General features: G+C 47.8%; 5 protein-coding genes. All 5 read right to left on the reverse strand.

Annotation, left to right across the window (positions count from 1 at the left end):
• Positions 1-14: 14 nt before the first annotated feature.
• Positions 15-9,542 carry a non-ribosomal peptide synthetase gene (locus VN105_RS00415; RefSeq protein WP_325636829.1) on the reverse strand — a complete coding sequence of 3,176 codons (9,528 nt, stop codon included), beginning with the start codon at positions 9,540-9,542 and terminating at the stop codon, positions 15-17.
• A 21-nt stretch (positions 9,543-9,563) separates the two neighbouring features.
• Positions 9,564-15,332, reverse strand: coding sequence for an SDR family NAD(P)-dependent oxidoreductase (locus VN105_RS00420; RefSeq protein WP_325636830.1), 5,769 nt, complete (start codon positions 15,330-15,332; stop codon positions 9,564-9,566).
• Positions 15,322-21,168 carry a non-ribosomal peptide synthetase gene (locus VN105_RS00425; protein WP_325636832.1) on the reverse strand — a complete coding sequence of 1,949 codons (5,847 nt, stop codon included), beginning with the start codon at positions 21,166-21,168 and terminating at the stop codon, positions 15,322-15,324. The genes VN105_RS00420 and VN105_RS00425 overlap by 11 nt, the downstream gene beginning before the upstream one ends.
• 32 nt (positions 21,169-21,200) lie before the next feature.
• A complete protein-coding gene (locus VN105_RS00430) occupies positions 21,201-22,589 on the reverse strand; it encodes an aspartate aminotransferase family protein (protein WP_325636834.1) in 1,389 nt (462 codons plus the stop codon).
• A 26-nt stretch (positions 22,590-22,615) separates the two neighbouring features.
• Positions 22,616-24,673: condensation domain-containing protein (locus VN105_RS00435; RefSeq protein WP_325636836.1), on the reverse strand; the 2,058-nt coding region annotated here is incomplete at its 5' end.

Here is a 24,673-nt window from a genome sequence, read left to right on the forward strand (position 1 = left end):
GTGAACGAATGTAATTACATGGTTTGTATTGGCTGGCGGTAAGAAGTTGTCACCACGCTGTCTTCCAGCACTGTGGCTATTTCATGAAATGGTTGTGTGATAAAGATGCCGGCAGGCAACGACACGCCGTAAACCCTTTCTATACGCGACAGCAACGCAATGAGGGTTATAGAATTACCACCAAGGTTAAAAAAGTAGTCATGCCGCTGTATATTATCTATATTAACGAGTTCTTTCCACAGCCCGGAAAATGTAAGCTCAAAAGCACTCATAACTGCCGGGGCTTCTGTATCTGCCGGCGTTTCCAATACATACGCCGATAGCAGTTTCCTATCTGTTTTTCCATTAGTATTCACCGGAAGCGTCTCCAGTTTAACATACCGGTCCGGGATCATATACACGGGGATCCTTTCCTGCAGGAACCTCCGAAATTCCGCAGCCGGTATGATGTTCCCGGCTTTATAAAAACAAATGAGCATGCCATTTCCGCTATTCTCCTGGTACACCACTACCACCTCTGCAATCCTGTTGAACTGCAGCAGGTTGTTTTCTATCTCCGCCAGTTCTATTCTGAAACCCCTCACTTTTACCTGCTTATCTTTTCTTCCTGTAAATTCAATTTCACCATCCGGCAACCTCCGGCCAATATCTCCCGATCTGTAATATCGTTTCTCCCCCGGCAGATCCTTCACAAAAGCCCGGTTGGATTGAGGTATATCGTCCCAATAGCCCAATGCCAGGTAGTCACTCTGATAAACGATCTCACCTTCTGCAAATACGGTCGCCGCTGCCCCGGTTTCATCGAGGATAAGTACATCTGTTTCCTCCACAGGACCGCCCACCGGCACAATATCCTTATCTACCAGGCTATGTTTATATAGTATTTTCTGCAGAGTTACTGTAGATTCTGTAGGGCCCAGGCCATTAATAAAAATACATTCATCACTAAAATGTGCTTTATAGGCCATTACATCCTGGCTATACACCGGCTCTCCTCCCATGACCACATATCTTACCGAAGGCAACAGCATCCCTTCAGGTAAACTTTTATACAGTTGCCGGTAAAGATTCGGGACTGAATGATAAATTGAAATGCGGTTTAACACGATCCATTCCTTCAGGTGATGCATACTCGCATGCTTCATAACGTCGTAGGGATAAAGTGCAGCACCATTCAGCAAGGCGCCTAAAATATCCATAAGCGCCGCATCAAAACAGTAAGTGGAAAACAGCGACAATCTGTCTTCCGGCCTAATGCCCAGCCGGTTCGTGTACACGCGGCAAAAATGCAATGCGTTTCTGTGCGACTGCACCACCCCTTTGGGCGCTCCCGTGGACCCTGAGGTATATAATATATAGGCCGGCTGGTGACAAGACACCTCAAAGCCGGGATTCCCGGTACTTACGGCCGTCAGATCATCTATGCGTACAACCATTCCACCATTCCTTTGCACCAGTTCCTGAGCCAATATTTCGTGTTCAGCCGTCGTGATCAGGTAACGCGCATTACAGCTCTTCAATATAAAATCAAGCCGCTTCAGAGGAAAGGTTACATCCAGCGGCACATAGGAAAATGATGTTTTCAATACTCCCAGCATGCCCACCACAGCGCTAATCCTGTCCGACAGCAAGAGGGCAATGTTTCCTGAAGCCTCTTGCCCCGCTGTTTGCCAGATAACATTAGCCACCTGGTTTACCCTCCTGTTGAGTTCATCATACGTTAGCCGTTGTTCTCCATATACGATGGCCGTATTAGCAGCATGCGCCAGTACCTGCTGCTCAAATCTTTTTCCGACAGACTGGAATATATCCTGCTTCTGGAATATTTCGCCCGCCGGCCAGGAAGGCTTTTCCGTTGATGGGGTGTACTGCCGGAACAATTGATAATCGCCAATACACTTTGTTGCATCTTCCGCGATGCTCTCCAGCAACCGGTTTAACTCCTGCAGCAAATAGCTGATGGTAGATGCTTTGAACATACGGCGTTTATACACGCACGTTATATCCAGGCCATCATCCTGTTCTGAAATGTAAAAAGACAAAGCATATTTAGCATAGGACTGACCGGTATCCATCTGGGAAAAGGTCAGTTCAGGGATATCGTTACCCGTAGCAGTTTCAAAGTTGAGATAGTTAAGGAAAATATCAAAAAGAGGATCTCTTCCCTCTTCCCTGGGTAACTTCAGCTCATCGAGTAGTTGTTCGAACTGATAGTCCGCGTTTTCCATTGCTGAAGACAACCGGTTTTGCACTTCCCGCACAAAACCTGTAAATGATTTTCCGGCCTCCGGAAAGTTACGCAAAGGCAACAGGTTCAGGTAAATACCGATTTGATCTGCAAGATCTGCATGATTCCGGCACTCAAACGGAATACCTACCACAACGTCCTGCTGGCTGCAACATTTCCCTATCAGTACATTAAATGCAGCCAGGATAATACTGAACATCGTTACTTCTTCCTTTACTGCAAGTTCCCGGAGAATTGTGGCATAGGTACCGGAAAGTGTTATACCCGCTCTCTCACCGTCATTTGACCTGTTTCTGCCGGGCGGAAAATCAAAAGGCAAATTCAGCAACTGCGGCAATTCCTTAAAGGCTTCAAGCCAATAAGCCCGCTCCTGTTGCAGCCGGGAATGGTTCACCACCTGTTGCTGCCAATTGGAGAAATCTTTATACTGAATAGCCAGAGGCGTCAGTTCTATTCCGTGATACAGATCAATGAAGTCTCTGACAAAGATCATTCCCGAAGTACCATCCGCAATAATGTGATGCATATCATGCAGCATAATATGGCTGTTATCCGCCAGTACAACGATACATAGGCGCCATGCAGGCGCTTCGTCCAGCCGGAATGGACGTACAAAACGTGTCATCAGCATTTCGGGATCAGGGCACTGACCGGCATAGTCGAGGTATTCTATATTGAAATCAGCTTCCTTTGCCACCATCTGATACATATTCCCGTTCCCGATATGAAAGGTGCTTCTCAGGATTTCATGTCGTTGCTGCAGGGCATACAATGCCTGCTCCAACCTTTCCCTGTCAAGGTTTCCCGTTACCCTCATCATGGATGGCATGTTGTAACTTAAACTATCAGGATCCAGGCGGCTCAGTGCCAGTAATCTCGCCTGCGCATTTGACAATGTATAGTATTCCCGTTTTTCAACCGGCTTAATTGCCCGGAAATAACTGGCCGTTGTTGCTTTGATCAACTGTGCCTGCTCTTTTAGTGTAGGCGCATGCAGTACCTGCCGTACCTCCAGTTTCACATTAAATGCCTTCATTATTCTTGAAACCAGCATGATAGAGCGTATCGACTGTCCGCCCAGTTCATAAAAATTATCCCGCAGTGAAATGGTGTCTGCAGCCTTCTGCAGAATACCGGCCCAGATTTCACGCAACTGCTGCGTTACTCCATCCATTATTTCCGGGATACCTGCTGTTTCGGGATGCTGTTGCTGTACAGTCACCGGATCCGGTAGTTTTTTCCTGTCTACTTTCCCGTTGATGTTCAACGGTATCTGGTCCATACGGACAAAGTATGACGGCACCATATATTCAGGCAAACACCGGGCGGCAAACCGGATGAATGTTTGATGATCAATCGGAATATCCGACCTGTAGTAGGCGACGATAGCAATGCTTCCGTCTTCCATCTTCCGCGTATCTATATGTAATCCGATAATGCCGTCCATTGCAGCCAACTGGCCGGCCACCTGCTTCAATTCAACCCTGTAGCCCCTGATCTTTACCTGGTCATCCATTCTCCCGAGATATGCCAGTTCTCCGTTTTCAAGGAATTTCCCTTTGTCGCCGGTCCTGTAAACCCTTAGCCCGTTCAGCCCGGGAACCACCACGAACTTCCGTAGGCTTTGTTCCTGATCGGTATATCCCTGTGCCAGCTGCACACCGGCAATACAAAGCTCTCCTTCAACACCAACCGGCAGCAGGTTGCCATAACGGTCCAATACCAATACCGACACGTTGTCTATCGGTACGCCAATACCGATGTCTGTCATATCCCCGCTGATCTCCTTGATACAACAACCTACGGTTGCCTCCGTAGGGCCGTATTCGTTATAAACCGCCATATCCGGCCTGAGATGTCTTAATATGGCAATATGTCCGGCCAGTAGCTCTTCCCCGCCCAGTATCACAGCTGATACCCCGGTACTTTGAATATTCAGATGGGAGAGTATATTCACATGGGAAGGCGTCAGTTTAATAAAGTTAATGCCTGACGATACATTAAAAACATCGCTGAGTATGTCTGAAATATCCCTGTCGTGCCCATAAACAACCAGCTTATCACCCCGGAGCAGTGTGGAGAATATACAGGTCAGGGTAAAATCAAACGAAACAGGCGTAAAAAGTCCCATTACCATCCCATCCCCGTCCTTGCAGTAAAAGTTATTGGCCCAGTTCAGGTAATTCATAAATGCATCCTGACCAATCATCACTCCCTTCGGCCTTCCGGTAGAACCGGAGGTATAAATAATATACGCCAAATCACTACCTGAAACGGGTGCCGGTAAAACCGCCTGGTTGTCAGGCGTCATGTCTTCCGCTGTTTCCACATAAACCGGGCATGCTACTTTATCATGGTATTTCCCGTAAAAATCATTGTCTGCTATTACCAGGCTCACACCGGCATCTTTCAATATGAAACGGATCAACTCTTCCGGTAAATCAGGATCCAGCGGTACAAAAACAAGGTTCAGCCGCAGCAGGGCCAGCAGGCCGACGATCAGGCCCGGAGATCTTTTCATTGCAACAGCCACCCTGTTTTGGGGATGCAGAGAAAAGCGGCCTGCCAGCAGGCCCGACAGCGCATCAACACGGTTCACCAGCTGTCCGTAGTTAATGATATCCTCCCCAAAAACCAATGCTGTGTACTGACTGCGGGCTTCGGCCATTTTTACAAATTTCTGATAGAACATCTCTTTCTCCGGTTGCCGGCCCGCGCCCGAAAATCTTTTAATAACAGCTTCCTGTTCTGTTTCTCCTACCAGCTTTAAATCATGGGAATTTGTCATGATCTGGCGAACGAGCGTCATAAAGCCATCTATGAATCTTGCTATCGTCTTCTCTCTAAAACACGCAGTATTATATTCGAAATCAAAATGAATATGATCTTCCTCTTGTTCAATATACAGTCCGAGTTTAAACTTTGCCGCGCCTCCCCTGAGCGGCAGTAACTCCCAGCCTGTCGCCTCTTCGGGGGCATTTTGCCGGCCGGCTGTATAAAAAGAACAGGCCACATCAAAAAGCAGGTTACCCGTTGCCGGCAGTTCCACATGCAGCTTCTCCGCCAGCTCGTCATAAGGATATGCCCCGTGCTCCATGGTATTTATCAGCCTGTCACCGGTTGCTTTAACAAATGCGCGGAAATTGATTTTTTCCGCGACTTTTACTCTTACCGGCAACATATTAATGATCGGACCTGCCACCAGTTCCTCATCCACCTGTTCTCTTCCGCTTTGGGTAACACCGATGATCAATTCTTCCTGATCTGCCATCCTGGATAAAAGGACTGAAAAAACAGCGAAGCACACAGTAAACAACGTAACACCTTCCTCTTCTGCTAATGCGGCCAGGAAACGGCTCTGGTCAGAAGTCAGCGAAAAACGCAGATTACTGCCGTTATACCTGTTATCTGCCAGCTCAAAATCATATGGCAGATTGATTACCGGCACGCCCCCACTCAACTGATCTGTCCAATAGGCTTCTGCCGCAGACATTGCGGCTGAATCTTTTTCCCGGTATTGCCATTCGCAGTAATCTTTATACTGTATCCGTTTCTTTTCCACCATATGACCGGATAGTAGCGCCGCAAAATCATCCATCAGCAACCGGATGGAAAATCCGTCCGCTATGATATGGTGTAGGTCAACAAACAGCCGGCGTTCGCCATTCCGCCCCTTTAATAATCCCAACCTCATCAGCGGTCCGCGGGAGAGATCGAACGGCTTTACCAGGTCTTCCGGCTCCCCGTCATAATACCTTAGCGGTAACGCTGTTACTGCCGTTAGCTGTTGTACCGGTTCATCATTCGCTACAATAAACTGCGTTCTCAGAATTTCGTGCACTGCTGTCAGCGAACGGAATAGTTCCGGAATTGCAGCATCATCCACCTCCCCTGTCAAACGGAATAAAAACGGGATATTATATGCTGTTGATTCCGGATGATTCACCTGCCAGAAGTATATCCTGCGTTGTGCCGGCGACAACCGGTAGTACTCTTTTAACTCTGCCGGAGGAATCGTTTTTACTGACAATTGAGGAACCGATTGTTCCAAAAAAGCTGCAGCATCCCTGATGGTGGGATGTTTGAAAAATTCCATCAAAGGGTAAACCACCTGGTATTTTTCCTTTAGCCTGGATAAAATGGCGATAGCCATAATAGAATGACCACCCAACTGAAAAAAACTTGTCTCCGTTCCGATCAGTTCTTTGTCTGTTCCCAGCACCTCAGCCCACAGCTCCTGCAACGCTATTTCATATTTTGATACCGGTGCAGTATATGTTTGCGATCTTCTGATATCCGGTATGGGTAAACGTTTCCTGTCCACTTTTCCATTGGGTGTCAGGAAAATCTCTTTCATCTCTATAAAGAAATCAGGGACCATATATTCCGGCAGTGTCCTTCCGAGCTTTTCCCTCAGGGAGGATGCTTCCACTGGTTGATGGCAAACGTAGTAGGCACATAATGTGCTGCCGTTCCTGGTATCCTGTGCTACCACCACTGTTTCAGTAATACCGGGAATACTTCGCAGCTGATGTTCTATTTCACCCGGTTCTATCCGGTACCCACGTATTTTTAACTGGTGGTCCATCCTCCCCAGGAACTCCACATTGCCGTCTTTAGACCATCTCGCCAGGTCTCCTGTACGGTAAACTCTTTGTTGCAATACCTCGTTGAAAACGAATTTGAGAGAAGTAAGCGCTTCATTATTCAGGTATCCTGCTGCCAGATTTTCCCCGCCAATACAAAGTTCCCCTATGGTTCCAACAGGTTGCTGAAGGCCATGTTCATTGAGAATATGCAGGCTGGTATTATAGATAGGCTTTCCGATAGGAATTGCTTCATAATGATCTTCATGATAACATTCAAAACACGTAACATCTACCGTTGCTTCTGTGGGCCCATACAAATTTATCAGCCTGGCGCCAAAGCGGGCCCTGATTGTACGGTTGAATTTATTAACCAGATCCGGCAACAGCGCCTCACCACTGGCAAAAACCCATTTCAGGGAAGCTGATTTCAGATCGGCGGCAGCGCCGGTAAAAGCGTTCAGCATGGCAGGCACAAAGTGAATAACTGAAACAGCATCCCTTTCCAGGTAAGAGAAAATAGCATAGGGGTCTTTTTCAAGCCCATACGGCAAAACAGATACCGTACAACCGGCAACAGCCCACCAGTATATTTCCCAAACCGATACATCAAAACTGACTGGTGTTTTGTGAAGTATTACATCCGTATCATCAAGTGCATAACGGTGTTGCATCCAATAAATACGGTTTAATAACGAGTGATGACGGATCATTACGCCTTTGGGGGTTCCGGTTGAACCGGAAGTATAGATCACATAGGCAAGATCATCCCCATACAATGTAGTTGCGGTATCCGCAGTATCTTCAAAAACATGCAGGTCCAGATCAATAACATCCGGGAAAACCGGCAGGTACCTGCCGGAAGTCATCACTATTTTTGCCTGGCTGTCTTTCAGCATAAATGCCGCTCTCTCTGCAGGCAGGGAGGGGCTTACCGGCATATATGCGGCGCCTGCTTTCAGTACCGCGAAAACAGACAGCAGAAAGGGGACTCCCCTTTCCATGTAAAGTGCAACGATATCGTTCCGGCCAATCCCTTTTTCTGTCAGCGCCCTTGCGAGACTATTGGTGCGGGCATGGAACATCCCGTATGTCATGTCTTCATGGTCACCGCGTACCGCAATTTTCCCCGGATTTTTTTTCACCTGGTCATAAAAGAAATCCAGCACTGTGCGCCCGCGTTCAAATGCAAAGGCGGTATCATTGAAGCCGGCTATAAGGAATTTCTCTTCATCAGATATCAGTGGTATCCGGCCAAGGGTAATATCCGGTTGCCGGAGCACGCATTCCAGCATCCTGAGATAAAAACCGGAAAAACGTGCGATGGTATCTGCTGTAAAAAGGGACGTTGCATATTCGAAACGAAGCTGAAAGCCGGAAGCGGTTTCGTCTACAAAAAGACTAAGATCCAGTTTGGAGGATGTATTTTCCACGTCGCTGTCCTGCAATGCAAACCCGATATCGTCCCTGCTAATACTGCCCTGCACATCCGCTGCAAACATTACGTCGAACAGGGGGTTCCGGCTAACTTCCCGCGTTATCCTGAGCTGATTTATCAACTCCTCGTAAGGGTATTCCTGATGCCCGAGCGCATCAATCACCTTACGTTTTATATACGCTAAATAATCGTTGTATTTCAAATAGGGGTCCGGCTTCAGGCGCAACGGCAGGGTATTGATAAACACTCCCGTCATTTTATGCAATGCCGGCACGGTGCGTCCGCTAACTGGTGTCCCTATAACGATATCCGTTTGATAACTTAACCTGGATAAGAAAATGCTGAAAACAGAGAGAAAATACATGTAGGCTGTGACCCCTTCTTCTGCCATTCGCCTCCTGATATCTATCGCAGTTAAGTTATCTATATTTACAACAAGGGTTGCGCCTTTATAGGATTTAACTTCCGGACGTTTAAAGTCTGCCGGTATATCGAGTACCGGTACCGTTTCCACAAATTCTTGCAGCCAGTACTGCTGCTGATGCGCTAATGCCCCTGTACTGATCCTGTGCCTGTGCCACATTACGAAGTCCTTATACTGAAGCCCGGGTTTCTCGGGTTCAGCATCGGCATATAGCTGGATAAATTCATTCGCCAGGTTATTAAAAGAAATGGCATCTGTCACAATATGATGCAGATCCATCAACAGCACGGGTTTTTCCCCCTTTACCAGGCCCACACGTATCAATGGCGGAACAGCAAGATCGAACGGTTGTATGAAATGCTGCATCGCATTGTTTATAGTTTCCCCGTTCTCATATTCTGTTATACTAATGTCCGCCGCTCCATGTACCAGCTGAACGGGAACATTCCCGATTGTCCGGAATGCCGTCCGTAATATCTCATGGCGGTTTATCAGCCGTTGCAATGCTATGCGTAGTTTGCCTCCGTCTATCCGGCCCGCGATCTCAAATGCACTTGGTATATTGTAAGCAAGCGATTGATTGTCCAGCTGGTTCAGGAAGTAGATTCTCGTTTGCGCGGAAGACAGTGGGTAATATTCCCTTTTTTCGGCCGGTTTGACGGTAATAACCTGTTGTTCTGTCTCCAACGCTGCCAGATACCGGAGTATTTCCGGCTTATGTAATTTCAGTGTATCCAGCAATGAAGCAGTAAGCCTTTTTCCCGGATCAATCACTTCAAAACTATCGCCGCGAAGTTTCAGCCTGATACCACTGTCGGCTAACCTGGTAAAAAGTTCATCCAGCATTATGTTCAGTTTAATTGACTGCTAAAAACTAAGATTGTCCAACGCCTGCTGCACTTCTTCAGCGAGGGCGTCCTGATAGGTTGTTTGCAGGGGATTGATGGCATCAATACAGATACCCGGGTTAACCAGTATTTCCCTTATCATCTTCAGGTAATAAGTGCTGAATGCCGTGGCCGTTTCTCTCCGGAACAATGCCAGGTTATATTCGATCATAAAATCAATCTGTCCGCCATATTGACTTGCCTGCAATGTCAGATCCCATTTGGAGGAAGCGTAATTATAATTATACGGCGTTATTGCCAGGCCGGCCAGCCCTACTTCTTCACTTTCCACATTCTGCAATACAAACCATACATCAAAAAGCGGATTTCTGTCGGGCGTTCTGCGAACCGCCAGGTCTTCAATGAGCTGCTCGAAAGGATAGTCCTGGTGTTGAAAAACACTGATCACTACCTCCTTCACCGTCTCTAAAAAAGATAAAAATGTTTGTTCACGCTTCAGCTGCAACCTAAGCGGCAGTGTATTGACAAACATGCCGATCAGGCCCTGCATTTCCAGTTTATCCCTTCCCGAAACCGGAGAGCCCAGAATAATATCATCATTGCCACTCAATTTCGAAAGGAGTACGGTATAAACCGCCAGTGTGAACATATACAATGTATACCCTGATTTCTCACAAAACGCCAGCAACGCCTGATTTTCTTCGCTATCCAGCGCAAAATAAATTCTCTCTCCGAGATAGGTTTTTAACGCCGGACGAGGAAAATCGTATGGTAAATCCAATACGGGCAAACTGCCTTCAAACAGCTGCATCCAGAATTGCCTGCGGGCTTCCATGGTTCTGGTATGCCTCATGGCTCCCTGCCACATAGCATAGTCTTTATACTGGATATCCAGTGGCGGCAGGGGCTGACCGGATATTACCAGTTGTAGTTCTTTTACAAAATTCCCAAAGGAAACTTCATCCGTAATCAGGTGATGCATATCCACCACCAGGATGGTTTCTTCTTTCTTTTCTTTCAGATAGAAAACACCAATTCTAAGAAAAGGAGGATGTGCCAGGTTGAATGGCCGGATAAATTTTTCGATTTCTTTTTCTATATACTGTTCCTCAATTTCACTGACTGCAACCGTGAATATCTCCGTATTTGTTATCCACTGCACCGGCTGTTCATTCAGCAGCGTTATCCGTGTTCGCAGTATTTCATGCCGGTCTGTGATCAGATTAACGGCCCTTTCTATCTCTTTAGCATCGAGCGGGCCCAAAACCCGGAATACCTGTGTTTCATTGTATGCTGTACTGTTATCGTTTATCTGTTGCAGAATAAACTGTTTCTGCTGGGCCGATGAGAGGCGGTAATACTCCCGCTTTTCCGCTTTGGGTATAGCTTTATAAGCCACCTCTTCATCCTTGTCAATATAATCGCTGATACGGGATATAGTGGGATTCTTAAAGAAGAAATCTACTGATACGCTGGCAGACAGCTTCTTTTGAATCCTGGCTATCAGCATTAACATCTTCAGTGAATTTCCTCCCAGCTCAAAGAAGTCATCATCAATACCAATTTTCCGGTATCCGAATGCTTCAGACCAAATGTCCGCCAGTTGTTTCTGCAGTTCAGAAACGGGCGCCTTATAAGAAACGGTCATTTGCGGTCTGATGTTTTCATTATCTATATCTATATCGGGGGCGCTGTTGTTTTCAGTTGCTGAGAAATCCGTATCGATCCATTTCCGTATCCGGGCCTGCAGGCTGGTTAGCGATACCGTAAGCTGATCAGGCGCTATATCAGATAGTACCAGGGACAGGGCTTCCATCGCCTCCTGATCGTCTATCAATCCATCGTCCGGCGTTTCGCTCCATCCGTCCCAGTTAACGGTTATCCAGCGGGTGGTTCCCCTGTCATTTTCCAATACGGCCAAAGTATCCAGCATGGCATTGGAAGCGGCATAAGCATAAAAGCCGACACCTCCGAGGAAAGCGGAAAGCGATGAAGTTGCCAGTACGAAATCAACCGGTATCTCCCTGGTGATGGCGGCAATATTTTTCGCGCCCTGTACTTTTGCATAGAACTGGGTATCTATATCTTTTCCCGACAGGGATACAATGCCTGTTTCAGTAGACTTATCATTAGATAATGCCGCAGCATGGATGATACCGTCTATCTGTCCTAATACCGCTATGCAATCATCCAGGCAATGTTTTAGTGAAGCATAGTTCCCTACATCTGCCCTGCGGTAATACAGGCGATCACCTGCGGGATCCAGTTGATCAAACGCTTCCAGCAATTGCCGGTCGGCCGGCTGATGTGCATTTCCCGGTGTTTCGCGGCTCAATTCCCTTCTCCCGAGGATCACTACTTTTGTACCGGGGTAACTTAGCAGGAAACGGGCATGTCTCAGGCCCACTGTTCCGGTGCCGCCAGTGATAACATAAACGCCATCCGGTTTTACCAGCACTGCTGCCTGATTCCTGTTTATACCGGCGCTCCGGAACCCGAGTGTCCACCGCACCCCATTCCGTATAGCCACTATCCTGTCGTTGGTATTGAGTTCCAGCTCGCGGCGAAGGGTCCGGCATGTGGCCGGATATATTCCATCGATGTCAATCAGTTGGCAAACCAGCGAAGGAAATTCCTGTTGTATGACCCTTATAGCAGCGGCTATGGCGGATTTATCCGGGGAGATCCTTTCCGTGCCGGTTACCCTATGCACTTCAGGCAGTAATACTTTCAGGGGTATACGGTGATGATTTTTCAGCCGGCCCACTGCTTTACACAGGTACAGCAGGTCATAATACCCGCGGCCGGCGTCTGCGCTGTATATAAAGCCCACTGGTTGTTGTGTCATGTCATTCACCCGGTCCATTAACCGCTCCCAGTCGTTCACATTATGTGGGTTTATTACCAGGTTACCATCGTTACCTGTAGCAAAAGCCGGGCCTTCTGAAACCTGTATACAGTTCCCGGGCGATAGCTGTAGACTGTCTGCCAGCAGGGGATCTGCGATAAAGGTAATCCATGTTCCTGCTTCACTGTTATGGGCGCCTGATGACTGGCTTTGTTGCCAGGCAGGATAATTAAACCAGTCATTCACTCTCAGGCGCTGATCTCCTGAGGCAGCAGTATATAGTTCAAAAGGATCTTCATCCACCCAATAGCGCTTGTGCTCAAAGGGATAGGCAGGCAGCGGCACCCTTTTTACCATTGCATTTTCATGCAATACGGTCCAGTCTACCGCTACACCGTAAAGCCACAGCTGTCCGATTTTATCTGACAGGTACATTTCGTCTTCCATTGTGTCTTTAGGATGTCTGAGCAGGTTCACCACCTGTTGCGATGGTTTGCGGGATTCATGTCCTCTTATAAATGCAGACAGTGCGTTACCGGGGCCAACCTCCACAAAAATGCACTGTTCATCTTTCAATAGTGTGTCAACCCCATTTTTAAAACGGACGGTAGCCAGGATATGCTGGCCCCAGTACTGCGCCGAGGTAGCCATGCCATCTTCAATCCAGCTGCCGGTAACGCTTGAAATAAAAGGAATGCGTGGATTTTTGAGATCAATATCTTCCAGGAATTTTTCAAAGACAGGTACTGCAGCGCTCATCATGGCTGAGTGAGACGCATGGGAAGTGGGCAGCCTTGAAGCGGGATAACCCATTGCAGTCAGCATACTTTCAAAAGCGCTGATCTCCTCTTCTTCGCCGGATACCACGCAGAGGTCTTGTGTATTTACTGCCGCAATGTTCAGCTGAAAGCCGGTCAAAAGTGGTAACAATTGTTCTTCCGGGAGCAAAATACTTAGCATGGCCCCGTGAGATACTTCCTGCATTACCTGTCCCCTGCGCACAACTATCTTTAAAGCATCCTCCAGTTCCATAACACCTGAGAGACAGGCCGCCACTAATTCGCCCAAACTATGTCCTATCATGGCAGATGGCTCCCCTGTGTACCTTATCAGCAATCTTGCCAGCGCGTATTCAACAATAAACAGCAGGGGTTGTGCATGGATAGTAGCTGTGATCGCTGCTTCATCACTTCCGAAAAGCACGCCCAATACATCATCTCCCCCGGTCTTCCTAACAATGGCCGCACATTTGTCCATCTCACCCGCAAAAAATGTGTTATGCTGATAAAGTCCGGCAGCCATATTCAGATACTGGGCACCCTGACCGGGGAACAGGAAAACCAGCTTTTTCTTTTCCTGGCTATAATGTGTCCGTACATATTGCGGATGCTGCGTTTCAATAAATGATACCGCTTCCTCACCGGATTGGCAAAGCACCATACGTTTGTAGGGAAAAGTTGTTCTGCCTGTTTGAAGCGTAAAAGCAAGATCCCTGATATCAGCGGCAGGATTTCGCCTGATAAACTCAACAAGCCGTGTAGTGGAGGCGTCTAGTGCTGCGGCAGATTTCGCAGATATCAGCAGCACATGAGCGGCCGTTTCCTGTTTCCTTTCAGTTTTTGCCGGCGGTTCTTCCAAAATGACGTGGGCATTGGTGCCTCCGATACCAAATGAGCTGACGCCGGCCCTCAACACGCCTTCCCGGCGTTCCCACGCTGTTAGCTGGTTGCAGACATAAATATCAGCATCGTCCATTTCAATTTCAGGATTCAGCTGGTTAAAATGCAGACTGGGTACTAATTTCCCGTGTTGCAGGCAAAGTACTGTTTTAACCAGGCCGGCAATGCCTGCTGCACTGTCCAGATGCCCGATATTGGTTTTAACTGATCCGATAGCGCAGGGTGTCTGACGATCATAGCCATACGCTTTTTTTAACGCAGCCACTTCTATCGAATCCCCCAGCTTAGTGGCAGTACCATGCGTTTCCACATAAGTAATGCTGGCGGGAGATACTTTGCTGAATGAAAGCGCCGACCGGATAACCGCATACTGACCTTTTACACTCGGCGCAGTATATCCTACTTTCAGATTACCATCATTATTGACGGCGCTTCCCTTGATGATCGCATGTATATGATCGTTGTCAGCGAGCGCCTTTTTCAGTGGTTTCAATACAATCACCCCACATCCTTCACCGCCCACGGTACCACCCGCCTCAACATCAAAAGCTTTACAATGTCCGTCCGGAGAAGCTATCATACCATCCTGGTACAGATACCCCAGTTCATCGTTATACACAATGCCAACCCCACCTGCCACTGCCATCTCACATTCTCCCAACAGCAGAGACCTGCATGCCTGATGTACTGCCACCAGCGAGGTAGAACAATTGGTATGTATCATCCAGCTGGGACCAGTAAGATTAAATTTGTACGACAACAACTTAGCCATGGAATCTTTGGTATTCAGCTGGCTACCCTCAAACTTCCCGAACTCCGCCAGTTTGCCGGATGCCTCCGTGAGCACTTCCCAGTAATAACTGGAATTTGCTCCTGCAAAAACACCGATACGTCCGGAATATAATCCCGGCGGGTATCCGGCGTCTTCCAGGGCAGCCCATGTTACCTCATGGAATATCCTGATCTGGGGATCCATCAGTTCTGCCTCTTTCGGCTGGTAGCCAAAAAAAGCGGCATCAAAACCTCCTTTGTCTGGCAATACGCCTCCCTTACAGGGAACAAAACTGCTGCTTTTAGCCATCTGCCGGTATTCGGGAGAGCTGTTTATCTCTTCTTTTGTGGCAAAGGATACAGATTCCACCCCGTTAGCCAGGTTATCCCAAAATTCGTGGTAATCGGCTGCTCCGGGAAACCTGACACTCATTCCTACAATTGCCAGTTCAAGCCCACTATATACGTTGTCTCTTTTTTCATTCATCATTTCCTACCAGTTTTAATGTTTCTGTGAGCATCCCCAGTGCACTTTCTTCCAAAGCATCCGCGGTTTCCGGCACAGTTTCCGACTGTAGCCCTGCGCAGAATGTTTCAATAGTGGGCAGTTCAAAGAATTTCACAACAGCGATCTTCTTCGATATCGTTTTAATCAGTTTATTCCTGATGTGCATGATTTTAATGGAATCGCCCCCTATCTCAAAAAAATTATCAGTAACCCTGATTTCATCAGGGTGTCGTTGTAATACGGCTGCCCATATAGCTGTAACCTGTGTTTCCAGTTGCCCGGCAGGCAAACGGCCTTCGTAGCGCGTATTGCCTACGGGAGCGGGCAGGTTCTTTCTATCTACTTTGCCATTGGGTGTTAAAGGCATTTGATGAAGATGCACAAAATGATCAGGGACCATATAGGCTGGCAGCCTGTCTGCCAACCAGCCACGCAAAACAGCGGGTTCTGTTTTTTTGCCGGCCACATAGTATGCGCACAAGTTTCCGGCAGCACCTGCCGTTTCTGTTGCTACAATAACAACATCCGTTACTCCCCCGTATTTCATCAGCAAACTTTCAATCTCTCCTGTAGCTATCCTGTGTCCGCGTATCTTTACCTGGTCATCATCTCTTCCCAGGAAAAGCAGGTTACCGTCTTCCTGCCATTTGCAGCGGTCACCCGTTCTGTACATTTTGGCGCCTGGATTAAACGGATCATTCACAAACCTTGCAGCAGTAAGTTCTTCTCTTCCCAGGTACCCGTTGCCTATGCCTGCACCGCCGATAAACAATTCCCCGGTCATTCCCACCGGCAGCAGCTGCAGGTGCTGGTCCAGTACATAAGTCCGCATGTTAGGCATAGGCCGTCCGATCGGAACCTGTCCATTCACTGCCGATAGTTGCGGTTCTCCTTCAAAGTAACTGGTATCAATAGTGGCTTCGGTAACGCCATAGGAATTAAGGATCCGCAGCCTGTTCCCGTAACGGGACTTTATCCGGTTGAACTGATCTACCCGGCAGATGTCTGCCCCGAAAATCAGTAACCGCAGGGAAGCAATATCAAGATCCTGTTCCATCACATAGTCCATCAACGGAACAATTAATGCCGGCGTAGCCTCAAACAGGCTGATACCCTCATCCCGTATCAGCCGGTACAAATGCTCCACATCCAGTCGCGCTGCCGCCGGACAAATCACCATCTTTCCGCCATTCAACAAGGCCCTGGCAATATCTCCGGAAAAAACATCGAAAGAAAAACCTGCCATCTGCAACAGGGAAGTTTTTGCTGCGGATAACTGGTAACATTCCCGCCAGGCGTATGTGGCATTGATGAAAGGCCGTTGCGGGATCATCGCGCCCTTTGGCAACCCGGTTGAACCGGAAGTATATATCACATACAGAAGATCATCGATGGTGTTTACAGGCAATGGATTATCCGCAGGATACCCCTCCAGGTGCAGGTCTCCCAATTCTATGGTCATTCCTTCAAAAGGTGGTGACACCTGATCTGTCAGCAAAACATCCGCTTTGCTGTCTTTCAGCAGGTAGCTAACCCGTTCAGCAGGATAATCTGCATCAACCGGAAGATAAGCGCCGCCTGATTTTATTACAGCCAGTACGGCAATCACCATCTCTATTGATCTGCCGGCGCAGATGCCCACAACCCGGTTCCGCTGTACTCCCTTTTCCCGGAGATAATGCGCCAGTTGATTTACCCGTATATTAAGCTCCTGGTAGGTAAGGCGCTTGCTTTCAAAAACCAGCGCGGTTTTATCTCCATGAAGATTTACCTGTTCCTCAAATATTTCCTGCACCAACATTCCATTTCCGTACTGCCGGTGTTCTCCTGTTGACAACGCCAGCATCTGCTCTTTTTCACCGGCAGACAACAAAGAAAAATCACTGACAAAACCATCAGGATGTTTTAGTACCTCACTTATCAGCATGCATAGATGCGAAGCCACTTTGCCGATCTCCTTCTCCCTGTAGGCATATGTATTAACAGCCCATTCAAAGCGCAATCTGCTACCCGGTACCACCGTAAAAGTGAGGTCATAATTGGTTTGCTCAAAAGCTTCTACGCCAAACACCTGGTAGTCATCCGCTGTTTCATCCGGATCGTTTTCCGCCGATAGCAAAGGATAGTTTTCAAATATCAGCAGGTGATTAATCAACTCCGTTTTTAAAAGGCTGAGGGCCTGTATCTCATGCAGGGCAATATGATGATAACGTTCTGATTCCAGGAAATGATCACGGGTGGACTCCAGCAGCTGGCTGAATGTTCTTCTCTCCGTTTTTATCCGGACCGGTACTGTGTTTATAAATAAACCAAGCATCGATGCTGCCCCTGCCAGCGCGGCCGGCCGGCCAGATACCACTGATCCGAACACCACATCATCCACATTATTATACCTCGCCAGCAAAATTCCCCATAACACATGAATAACCGTACTGATAGTAAGCTGATGTTCCTTCGCCAGCTGATACAAAGCAGCAGTGTGGGATTCATCCAGTTCACATATAATTTCCTGCTGGGCAAATGCCCCGGGCGTATTGGTGATATGTCCCGGCAGGAATACCTGGTTAGTATATCCGGAAAGATATTCCTGCCAGAATGCCCGCCCCTCTTCCCGCGGCTGCTGAGACAGCCATTTTATGTAGTTCCTGTAGGGCACCACGGAAGCTGGCAGATAATGCCCCTTACCGGTATAATGGCGATACAGCGCAGAAAATTCTTCCACGATAATTGACATACACCAGCCATCCATCAGGATATGGTGATGCGACCAGATAAATTCATACTTATTATCGGCCACCCGGAACACTTTTACCCGCATCAATGCACCAGCCGACAGGTCGAATACGTTTGCTCTGTCTGCCTCCTTAAACATCCGTATCATCTCACCGGGGTTATCCTCACTGGTGAGATCAGAAAAGGAAAAATCTATTTCCCGTTGTTTCAATACCACCTGTACTGCCCTTTCAAGGTTTTCATGTACAAAAGAGGTCCTGAGTATTTCATGTCTCTTCCCAAGCGCCTGCAGGCATTGCAAAATGATCCGGCTGTCAAGCGCACCCTTTATACTATAAGACATCTGTTCCAGGTAAGCGCCGGAGGCAGGTGTCAGTAATGACAGGAAAAGCATCCCTTCCTGCATGGGACTGAGCGGATATATCGCTTCTGCATCATATTGCTGTTGCAAAAATGCAAACTGTTCCGGCGGAAGTCCGGCAGTTATAAAGGCAGCAGTGGATCCGTATTCCGATGTGGTATCTTCTATTATATCCGCTACCGGTTCCAGCACTTCCGCTAATTCGCGGATAGTGGGACGATTGAAGATCTCTTTCACACTAACCCGGTATTTTTCACTGTAAAGTTTTGAAGCAATCCGGATAGATTTAATGGAATCCCCACCCAACATGAAATAATTATCCAGCACGCCTATCGCCGTTATCCCCAAAACAGCTGTCCATGCGCGGTGAACGGCTTTTTCTTCTTCTGTTACCGGCTCCATCCCTATGGTGCCCATAGCTTGCCGGGGTGCGGGCAGCGCATTGATATCAATTTTTCCGTTTGCCGTAACCGGGAATTTGTCCAGCTGTACAAACCCCGAAGGCAGCATATAGCCGGGAAGCAGGTCCTTCAGGCCTTCGCGGATATCATCCGGAAGCAGGGGCCTGGTTGCCAGAAAATAAGCGCAGATAAATTTTCTGTCCATCGCATCATTTCCGGGGATAACTTTGGCCGCAATAATACCGGGTACTTCTTCGAGCGCTTTTTCTATTTCACCCAGTTCAATTCTTGCCCCGTTTACCTTTACCTGATTGTCCTGCCTGCCTGAGAATACGATATTACCGTTGGGCAACCAATAACCAATATCCCCGGTATTATAAACGGTTATTCCTTTCCAGGAATCATCTTCAATGGTGTGTAACCTGAAAAATGCCCTTTCTGTTTTAACAGGGTCATTCAAATAGCCAGCACCTAATCCGGTACCGGCGATATATATTGTACCCGGATGACCTACAGGACAAAGCTGTTTTTTCCCGTCAAGGATCAGCATCCTGACATTCCGCAATGGTTTGCCAACCGGGATCAGGGTATACCGGTCAATATTGTCCCGATGTAACGTATACGTACATACGTCGTCTGAAGCCTCTGCAGGACCATACGCATTCAATATCCGGGTTCCGGGAAAAAGTTCCAGCCATTTCCGGGCTGTTGGTAAGCTCAGCGAATCCCCTGTGGAGATCAGCCACTTTAAACCAGCGGGCAACAGCAACGGTTCTCTTTCCACCAAATCTGCCAGCGTTTCAATATAAGTAGGCACCAGCTCTGTGATGGTGGTACCTGCGCGGCCTATCTCCTCCAGGAACGCCGCAGGATCCATGATAGCTACATCGTCTATAATATGTGTAGTGGCGCCCACCGAGAGAGCGATGAGGTATTGCATGATGAAGATATCGAAACTACATGCGGCTGTCTGCGCAAAAATATCTGCCGCCGACAGGCCCAATACTTCTGATACACCGAGCAGGTGATTCTGAAGACCTGTATGTGTTAACACAACTCCTTTGGGTTTCCCGGTTGTTCCGGAGGTATAAACGATGTAGGCAGGCATCGGGGGGGAAAGCGGCTCCATAGTCCTGATGTGAGCACCTGTTACCGGCAGCTCCTCCGGCAGGATAAATACCACGGGAATCATCGTACGGAAACGTTGCGCTGTTTCCTGGTGATGAGATGTTGTAACCAGGAGGGCCGCTCCCGAGTCCGCGATGATCCGCCCGGTACGTTCGGGTGCACCTTCGGCATCCAGCACACTCAATACAGCACCGCATTTCAGCACTGCCAGCATAATGGCCAGCTGTTCGATACTCCTGGTACCAAAGGTGATCACGATATGGCCTTGTTGTATTCCTCTGGCTGTAAGCTCCGCTGCAATCTCATCAGACAGTAGTGCCAGTTGCCTGTAAGTTACACGCCTGTTTTTGTGAATAACGGCAATGGCATCAGGCATTGTTTCCGCATGCTGCTGAAATGCCTCCGGGAACAGCAGGCCGGTCGCAGCTTCGGGCTGTTGATTGAACCTGTTAAGAATAGTATCTTTTTCTTCCGGGAGTATAAAATCAACCGTCAACAGCGATTTGTCGGGATAACGAATACCCTGGGAGATGCTGTTCAGCACATACCTCAGCAGCTGTTGCATCCTTTCTTCCCTGTAATGCAGCTTATCATATCTCAAAAACAGCTGCAAGCCCGCCGGTGTTGTACGGAGCCGGAAAAAGAGCCCTACCTCCGGCACGCTGTCTGATGGCACCTTTTGCAGGTCATCATAACTGAATATGATATCGTATAAGCGGCTTCCTGCCGTCTCTGCTAACATCTCAACAGGAAAATGTTTGTATAACAACGCTTCGGAAAGCCTGCCTGCCAGCTTATTCAGCAACGTCCTGAAAGACTCACTGTCGTTGATAGTTATGCTGAAGGGAATAAATTCATTAAACGGTTCCTGATGATTATTTGCCTCGTCCATAGACGGTACACCGGTTACTACCGTATCGTCCTGTATAAAGTAACGCAGCGTATAAGTGATGCCGGTGAGGAAAAGTACAAATACCCGTGACGGGTCTGTTCCTGCAAAAGCGGCTATTTCCTGCCCCGGTCCGGGTAACACCGGGATGACACATTCCCCATATCCCGGAACACCTCCTGCAAGCGGTTTATCAAATGCCAGCACGGATTTACGGAACGAATCGCCCAACATCTTTTTCCAGAAAATACGGGCGGGTATATTGTTCTTAAACTCCGTCCGTCTTGCATCGCTGTCTCTCTTCATAAACAATGTTGAATAACCTGGTAAAAAGTGTTTTACTGGATTTCCTGTTCCAGGGCATAGTTGGCCCTTTCGAAAATATCCAGGAAACGGTCAACCATATTTTTTGTGGTTACGAGCGGTGGGAGAAAACGTATCACGTTATCATAATGCCCGCCTGTTTCAAACAACAGCCCCTTTTGCAGGCAATTGTTTCTCAGCTTCCCTACGAACTCCGTAAAAGGTTCCTTTGTATTGATATCTTTCACATACTCCAATCCAAACACCAGTCCTCTTCCCCGCACCTCTCCGATATATTTCGAGCGTTTTTGAATTTCCCTGAGTGCATCCAGCATATATTCTCCAACGGCATTGGCATGTTCAAGTACATTGGTTTCCTGAACAAAACGCAGGGCTGCATTACCGGCTGCAATGCTCAACTGATTTCCCCTGAAAGTGCCGGTGTGCGTGGCTTTCGTCCAGATATCCAGTTCCTTACGGATTAATAGAAGTGCCAATGGCATCCCTATCCCCCCGATTCCTTTGGAAACTGTCACCAGATCGGGAACCGCATTGGTATGCTCAAAAGAGAACAGCTTACCAGAGCGGTAAAACCCAACCTGTATTTCGTCAAAAATGACCGGAATATGATGGTCATTACCAATCTTAACTACTTCTTCCAGGTATCCTTCACGTGGTATAATGGTTCCTCCTTCTCCCTGTATAGGCTCAATAATGATGGCACAGGGCGTATCCACACCAGAGCCCGGATTTTCCAGTGCATTTCTCAGGAACCGAGCGCATTCCAGTTTGCAGCTGTCTGCTTTTTTACCAAATGGACAGCGGTAACAGTAGCTGTATGGGAAAAAGCTGACTTGTCCGCCATGGGCCTTCAGCTGCTTCCTGTTGTAATCGTTACTGGTTACGCTCAAGGCGGCTGCGGTCATTCCATGGAAAGCACCCTGGAAAGAAAATATGGAATCTCTTTTGGTGTTGATCTTCGCAATTTTAATGGCAGCCTCCACAGCGTCTGCCCCGGTAGGGCCGCAAAAATTAAACTTTACCTTATCCCGCAATGAATCAGGCAACATGGCATTCAGGTTTTCCATGAAGGCGATCTTAATTTCAGTGGGAAAATCAAGTGCATGTATTACCTTATCCATCTGCTGTTGCATCCCTTCCATAATCACGGGGTTATTATGCCCAAGGTTTACCACTCCACAGCCGGAGAAAAAATCCAGGAAACGGTTGCCGTCCACATCTTCTATAACAGATCCCATAGATGAACGGAAAGCTACCGGCATTGAACGGGGATAACTTCTGTTATTACTTTCATACTGTTCCTGCTTATCAAGAAGAACCCGTGAATTTTCACCGGGAATGCTGCCGGAAACAATAGAGGGCGCTTCACAATAGTGAAAGCTACTGTAATCATACTGCTGCATAATAAACTTATTAGAAGTTGAACAGATCAGAAACGTATATCCGAAAACAGGTTTGAATGCTTCTCAGCACTACCATTACCTGCACGAAAATCCCCGACAGGCTGTTGAGGATTCTCAATTACTTTATCAATCAGGCCAGACAAGTCTGATATCAGGTTCTTCACCAAACTGTCTGTTAGTTGTGATGGATCATAAGTGAACTTAAAGGAGATCTCATTTACTGTATGAACGCTAACGTCGAGCATATAATTAGTTTGCTCAAACAGTTCTCCGGCCAGCATTTCAAAACCTGCTTCCTTCCAATCAGCGGGAAGCTGATAACCAAAATCTTCAAACACAAGGGTATGATCAAACATAGGCGCTGTACCGGCGGATATCATCTCCCGGATTTCCGGCAGCGGAGTATACTGATAAAGCGTGATATCTCCCGCCTGCTTTTTTACTGCTTCAAACAGTGCAGCAAAGGACATGTTATTGTTAAAGGTAATTCTTAAGGGAACTGTATTGATAAACAACCCAACAATGACGTCTGCCTGCGGGAGTTCCGGGGGACGGCCCGATACGACCAGGCCGAAAACTACATCCCCGCAGTTACCATACTTGCCCAGTAGTATACCCCATAACGCCTGTATTACCATACTGGGTGTCAGCTGCATTTTGCGGCAAAGGGATTTTAATTGAACCGATTGTTCCGTACTGACTACCAGGTGCCGGCAGGATTGTTCTTCTTTTCCGCAGGGCAGGTCTGCATATGCGGAAAGAATGGAGGAACTGTTTGTTGAATATCCTTCAAAATAGGCTTTCCAGAATGACCGCATCTCTTCTTTATTTCCTTTGTCCAGCCAGTTAAGATAATTTTTATACTGTGGGGTATCGGTTTCCGGCGCTGTCAATTTTCCGTATTGCTGATATATGTCCAGGAAATCTTTCACCAACAGGTTAATGCACCATCCGTCCATGATAATATGATGAAACGACCATATCAGCTCATATTGGTCTGTTGCCAGCTGTAACAATGCGAATCTGATCAGCGGCCCGCTATCCGGCACAAAAGGCTGCCGCCGGTCGGCCTGCCGGTATTGCTCCACTACTTTCCGCTTTCCTTCCAGGACTACCTGCGCACTCACATCCCGGAAACTGATCAATGGCGGCAATGTTGTCAGCACTGCCTGAACCGGTTGTTGCAAACCCTTATAAAGAAAAACAGTTCTCAGGCTGTCATGCTTTTCAACCAGCCGGTGCAAAGTATCCCACATCCTGTCCCGATCTATGCTTCCTTTTAACAGGTAGGAAAACTGTTGGAAATAAGCATTGGAATGCGGATCATACAACCAGTGAAAAAGCATTCCTTCCTGTATACCACTCAGCCGGTACAGGTCATCTACCGGGTACTTTTTGCAAATGTTACCGATATTTTCCTGCGACAATTCCCCGTAAGTAAATTGTGGCGGGCCCTGTGAATCCCTGCCTGTAATGGTCTCCTGTGTTGCCTCTCCTGTTACCTTGCGCACCTGCTGCGCCAATCCTTCTACTGTCGGATAATCAAAAATGTTCTTCATGCTTACGCTGTATCCCTGGCTGCGTAAGCGTGACATTACCTGTATGGCCTTAATGGAATCGCCACCCAGTGAGAAAAAGTTTGCTGTTGCCCCGATCTGCTCCCTGCCCAGTGTAGCAGCCCACACAGCAGCTACCTGCTGCTCGGTTTCTCCCGAAGGGGCGCGGAACAGGTTGTCGGTAAACGACAGTGGCGACGGTAACGCCTGTACGTCTTTTTTTCCGCTACCTGTTAGCGGAAACGAATCCAGGCGCATTAACACACCAGGCACCATATAATCTGCCAGTTCCCCGGACAGGTAAGCCCTCAAAAAGGATTCTTCCACTGCTGTTGCACTGGTATAATAGCCACATAAAATATCTTCCCTGAATACCACACAAGCGTCGGATATACCGGGAGCCGCCAGCATCGCGTATTCTATTTCACCAGGTTCTACGCGGTTGCCACGGATCTTCAGTTGCCGGTCAACCCGGCCAATGTATTCCACATTACCATCGGTCAGCCGGCGCGCAGGATCTCCCGTCCG

Source organism: Chitinophaga sp., assembly GCF_035564935.1.
Taxonomy (GTDB): domain Bacteria; phylum Bacteroidota; class Bacteroidia; order Chitinophagales; family Chitinophagaceae; genus Chitinophaga.

Excerpts from the sequence above, each read along its gene's own strand:
- VN105_RS00420 (WP_325636830.1), bottom strand. The coding sequence starts at position 15,332 with ATGATGAATGAAAAAAGAGACAACGTATATAGTGGGCTTGAACTGGCA.
- VN105_RS00430 (WP_325636834.1), bottom strand. The coding sequence starts at position 22,589 with ATGCAGCAGTATGATTACAGTAGCTTTCACTATTGTGAAGCGCCCTCT.
- VN105_RS00415 (WP_325636829.1), bottom strand. The coding sequence starts at position 9,542 with ATGCTGGATGAACTTTTTACCAGGTTAGCCGACAGTGGTATCAGGCTG.
- VN105_RS00425 (WP_325636832.1), bottom strand. The coding sequence starts at position 21,168 with ATGAAGAGAGACAGCGATGCAAGACGGACGGAGTTTAAGAACAATATA.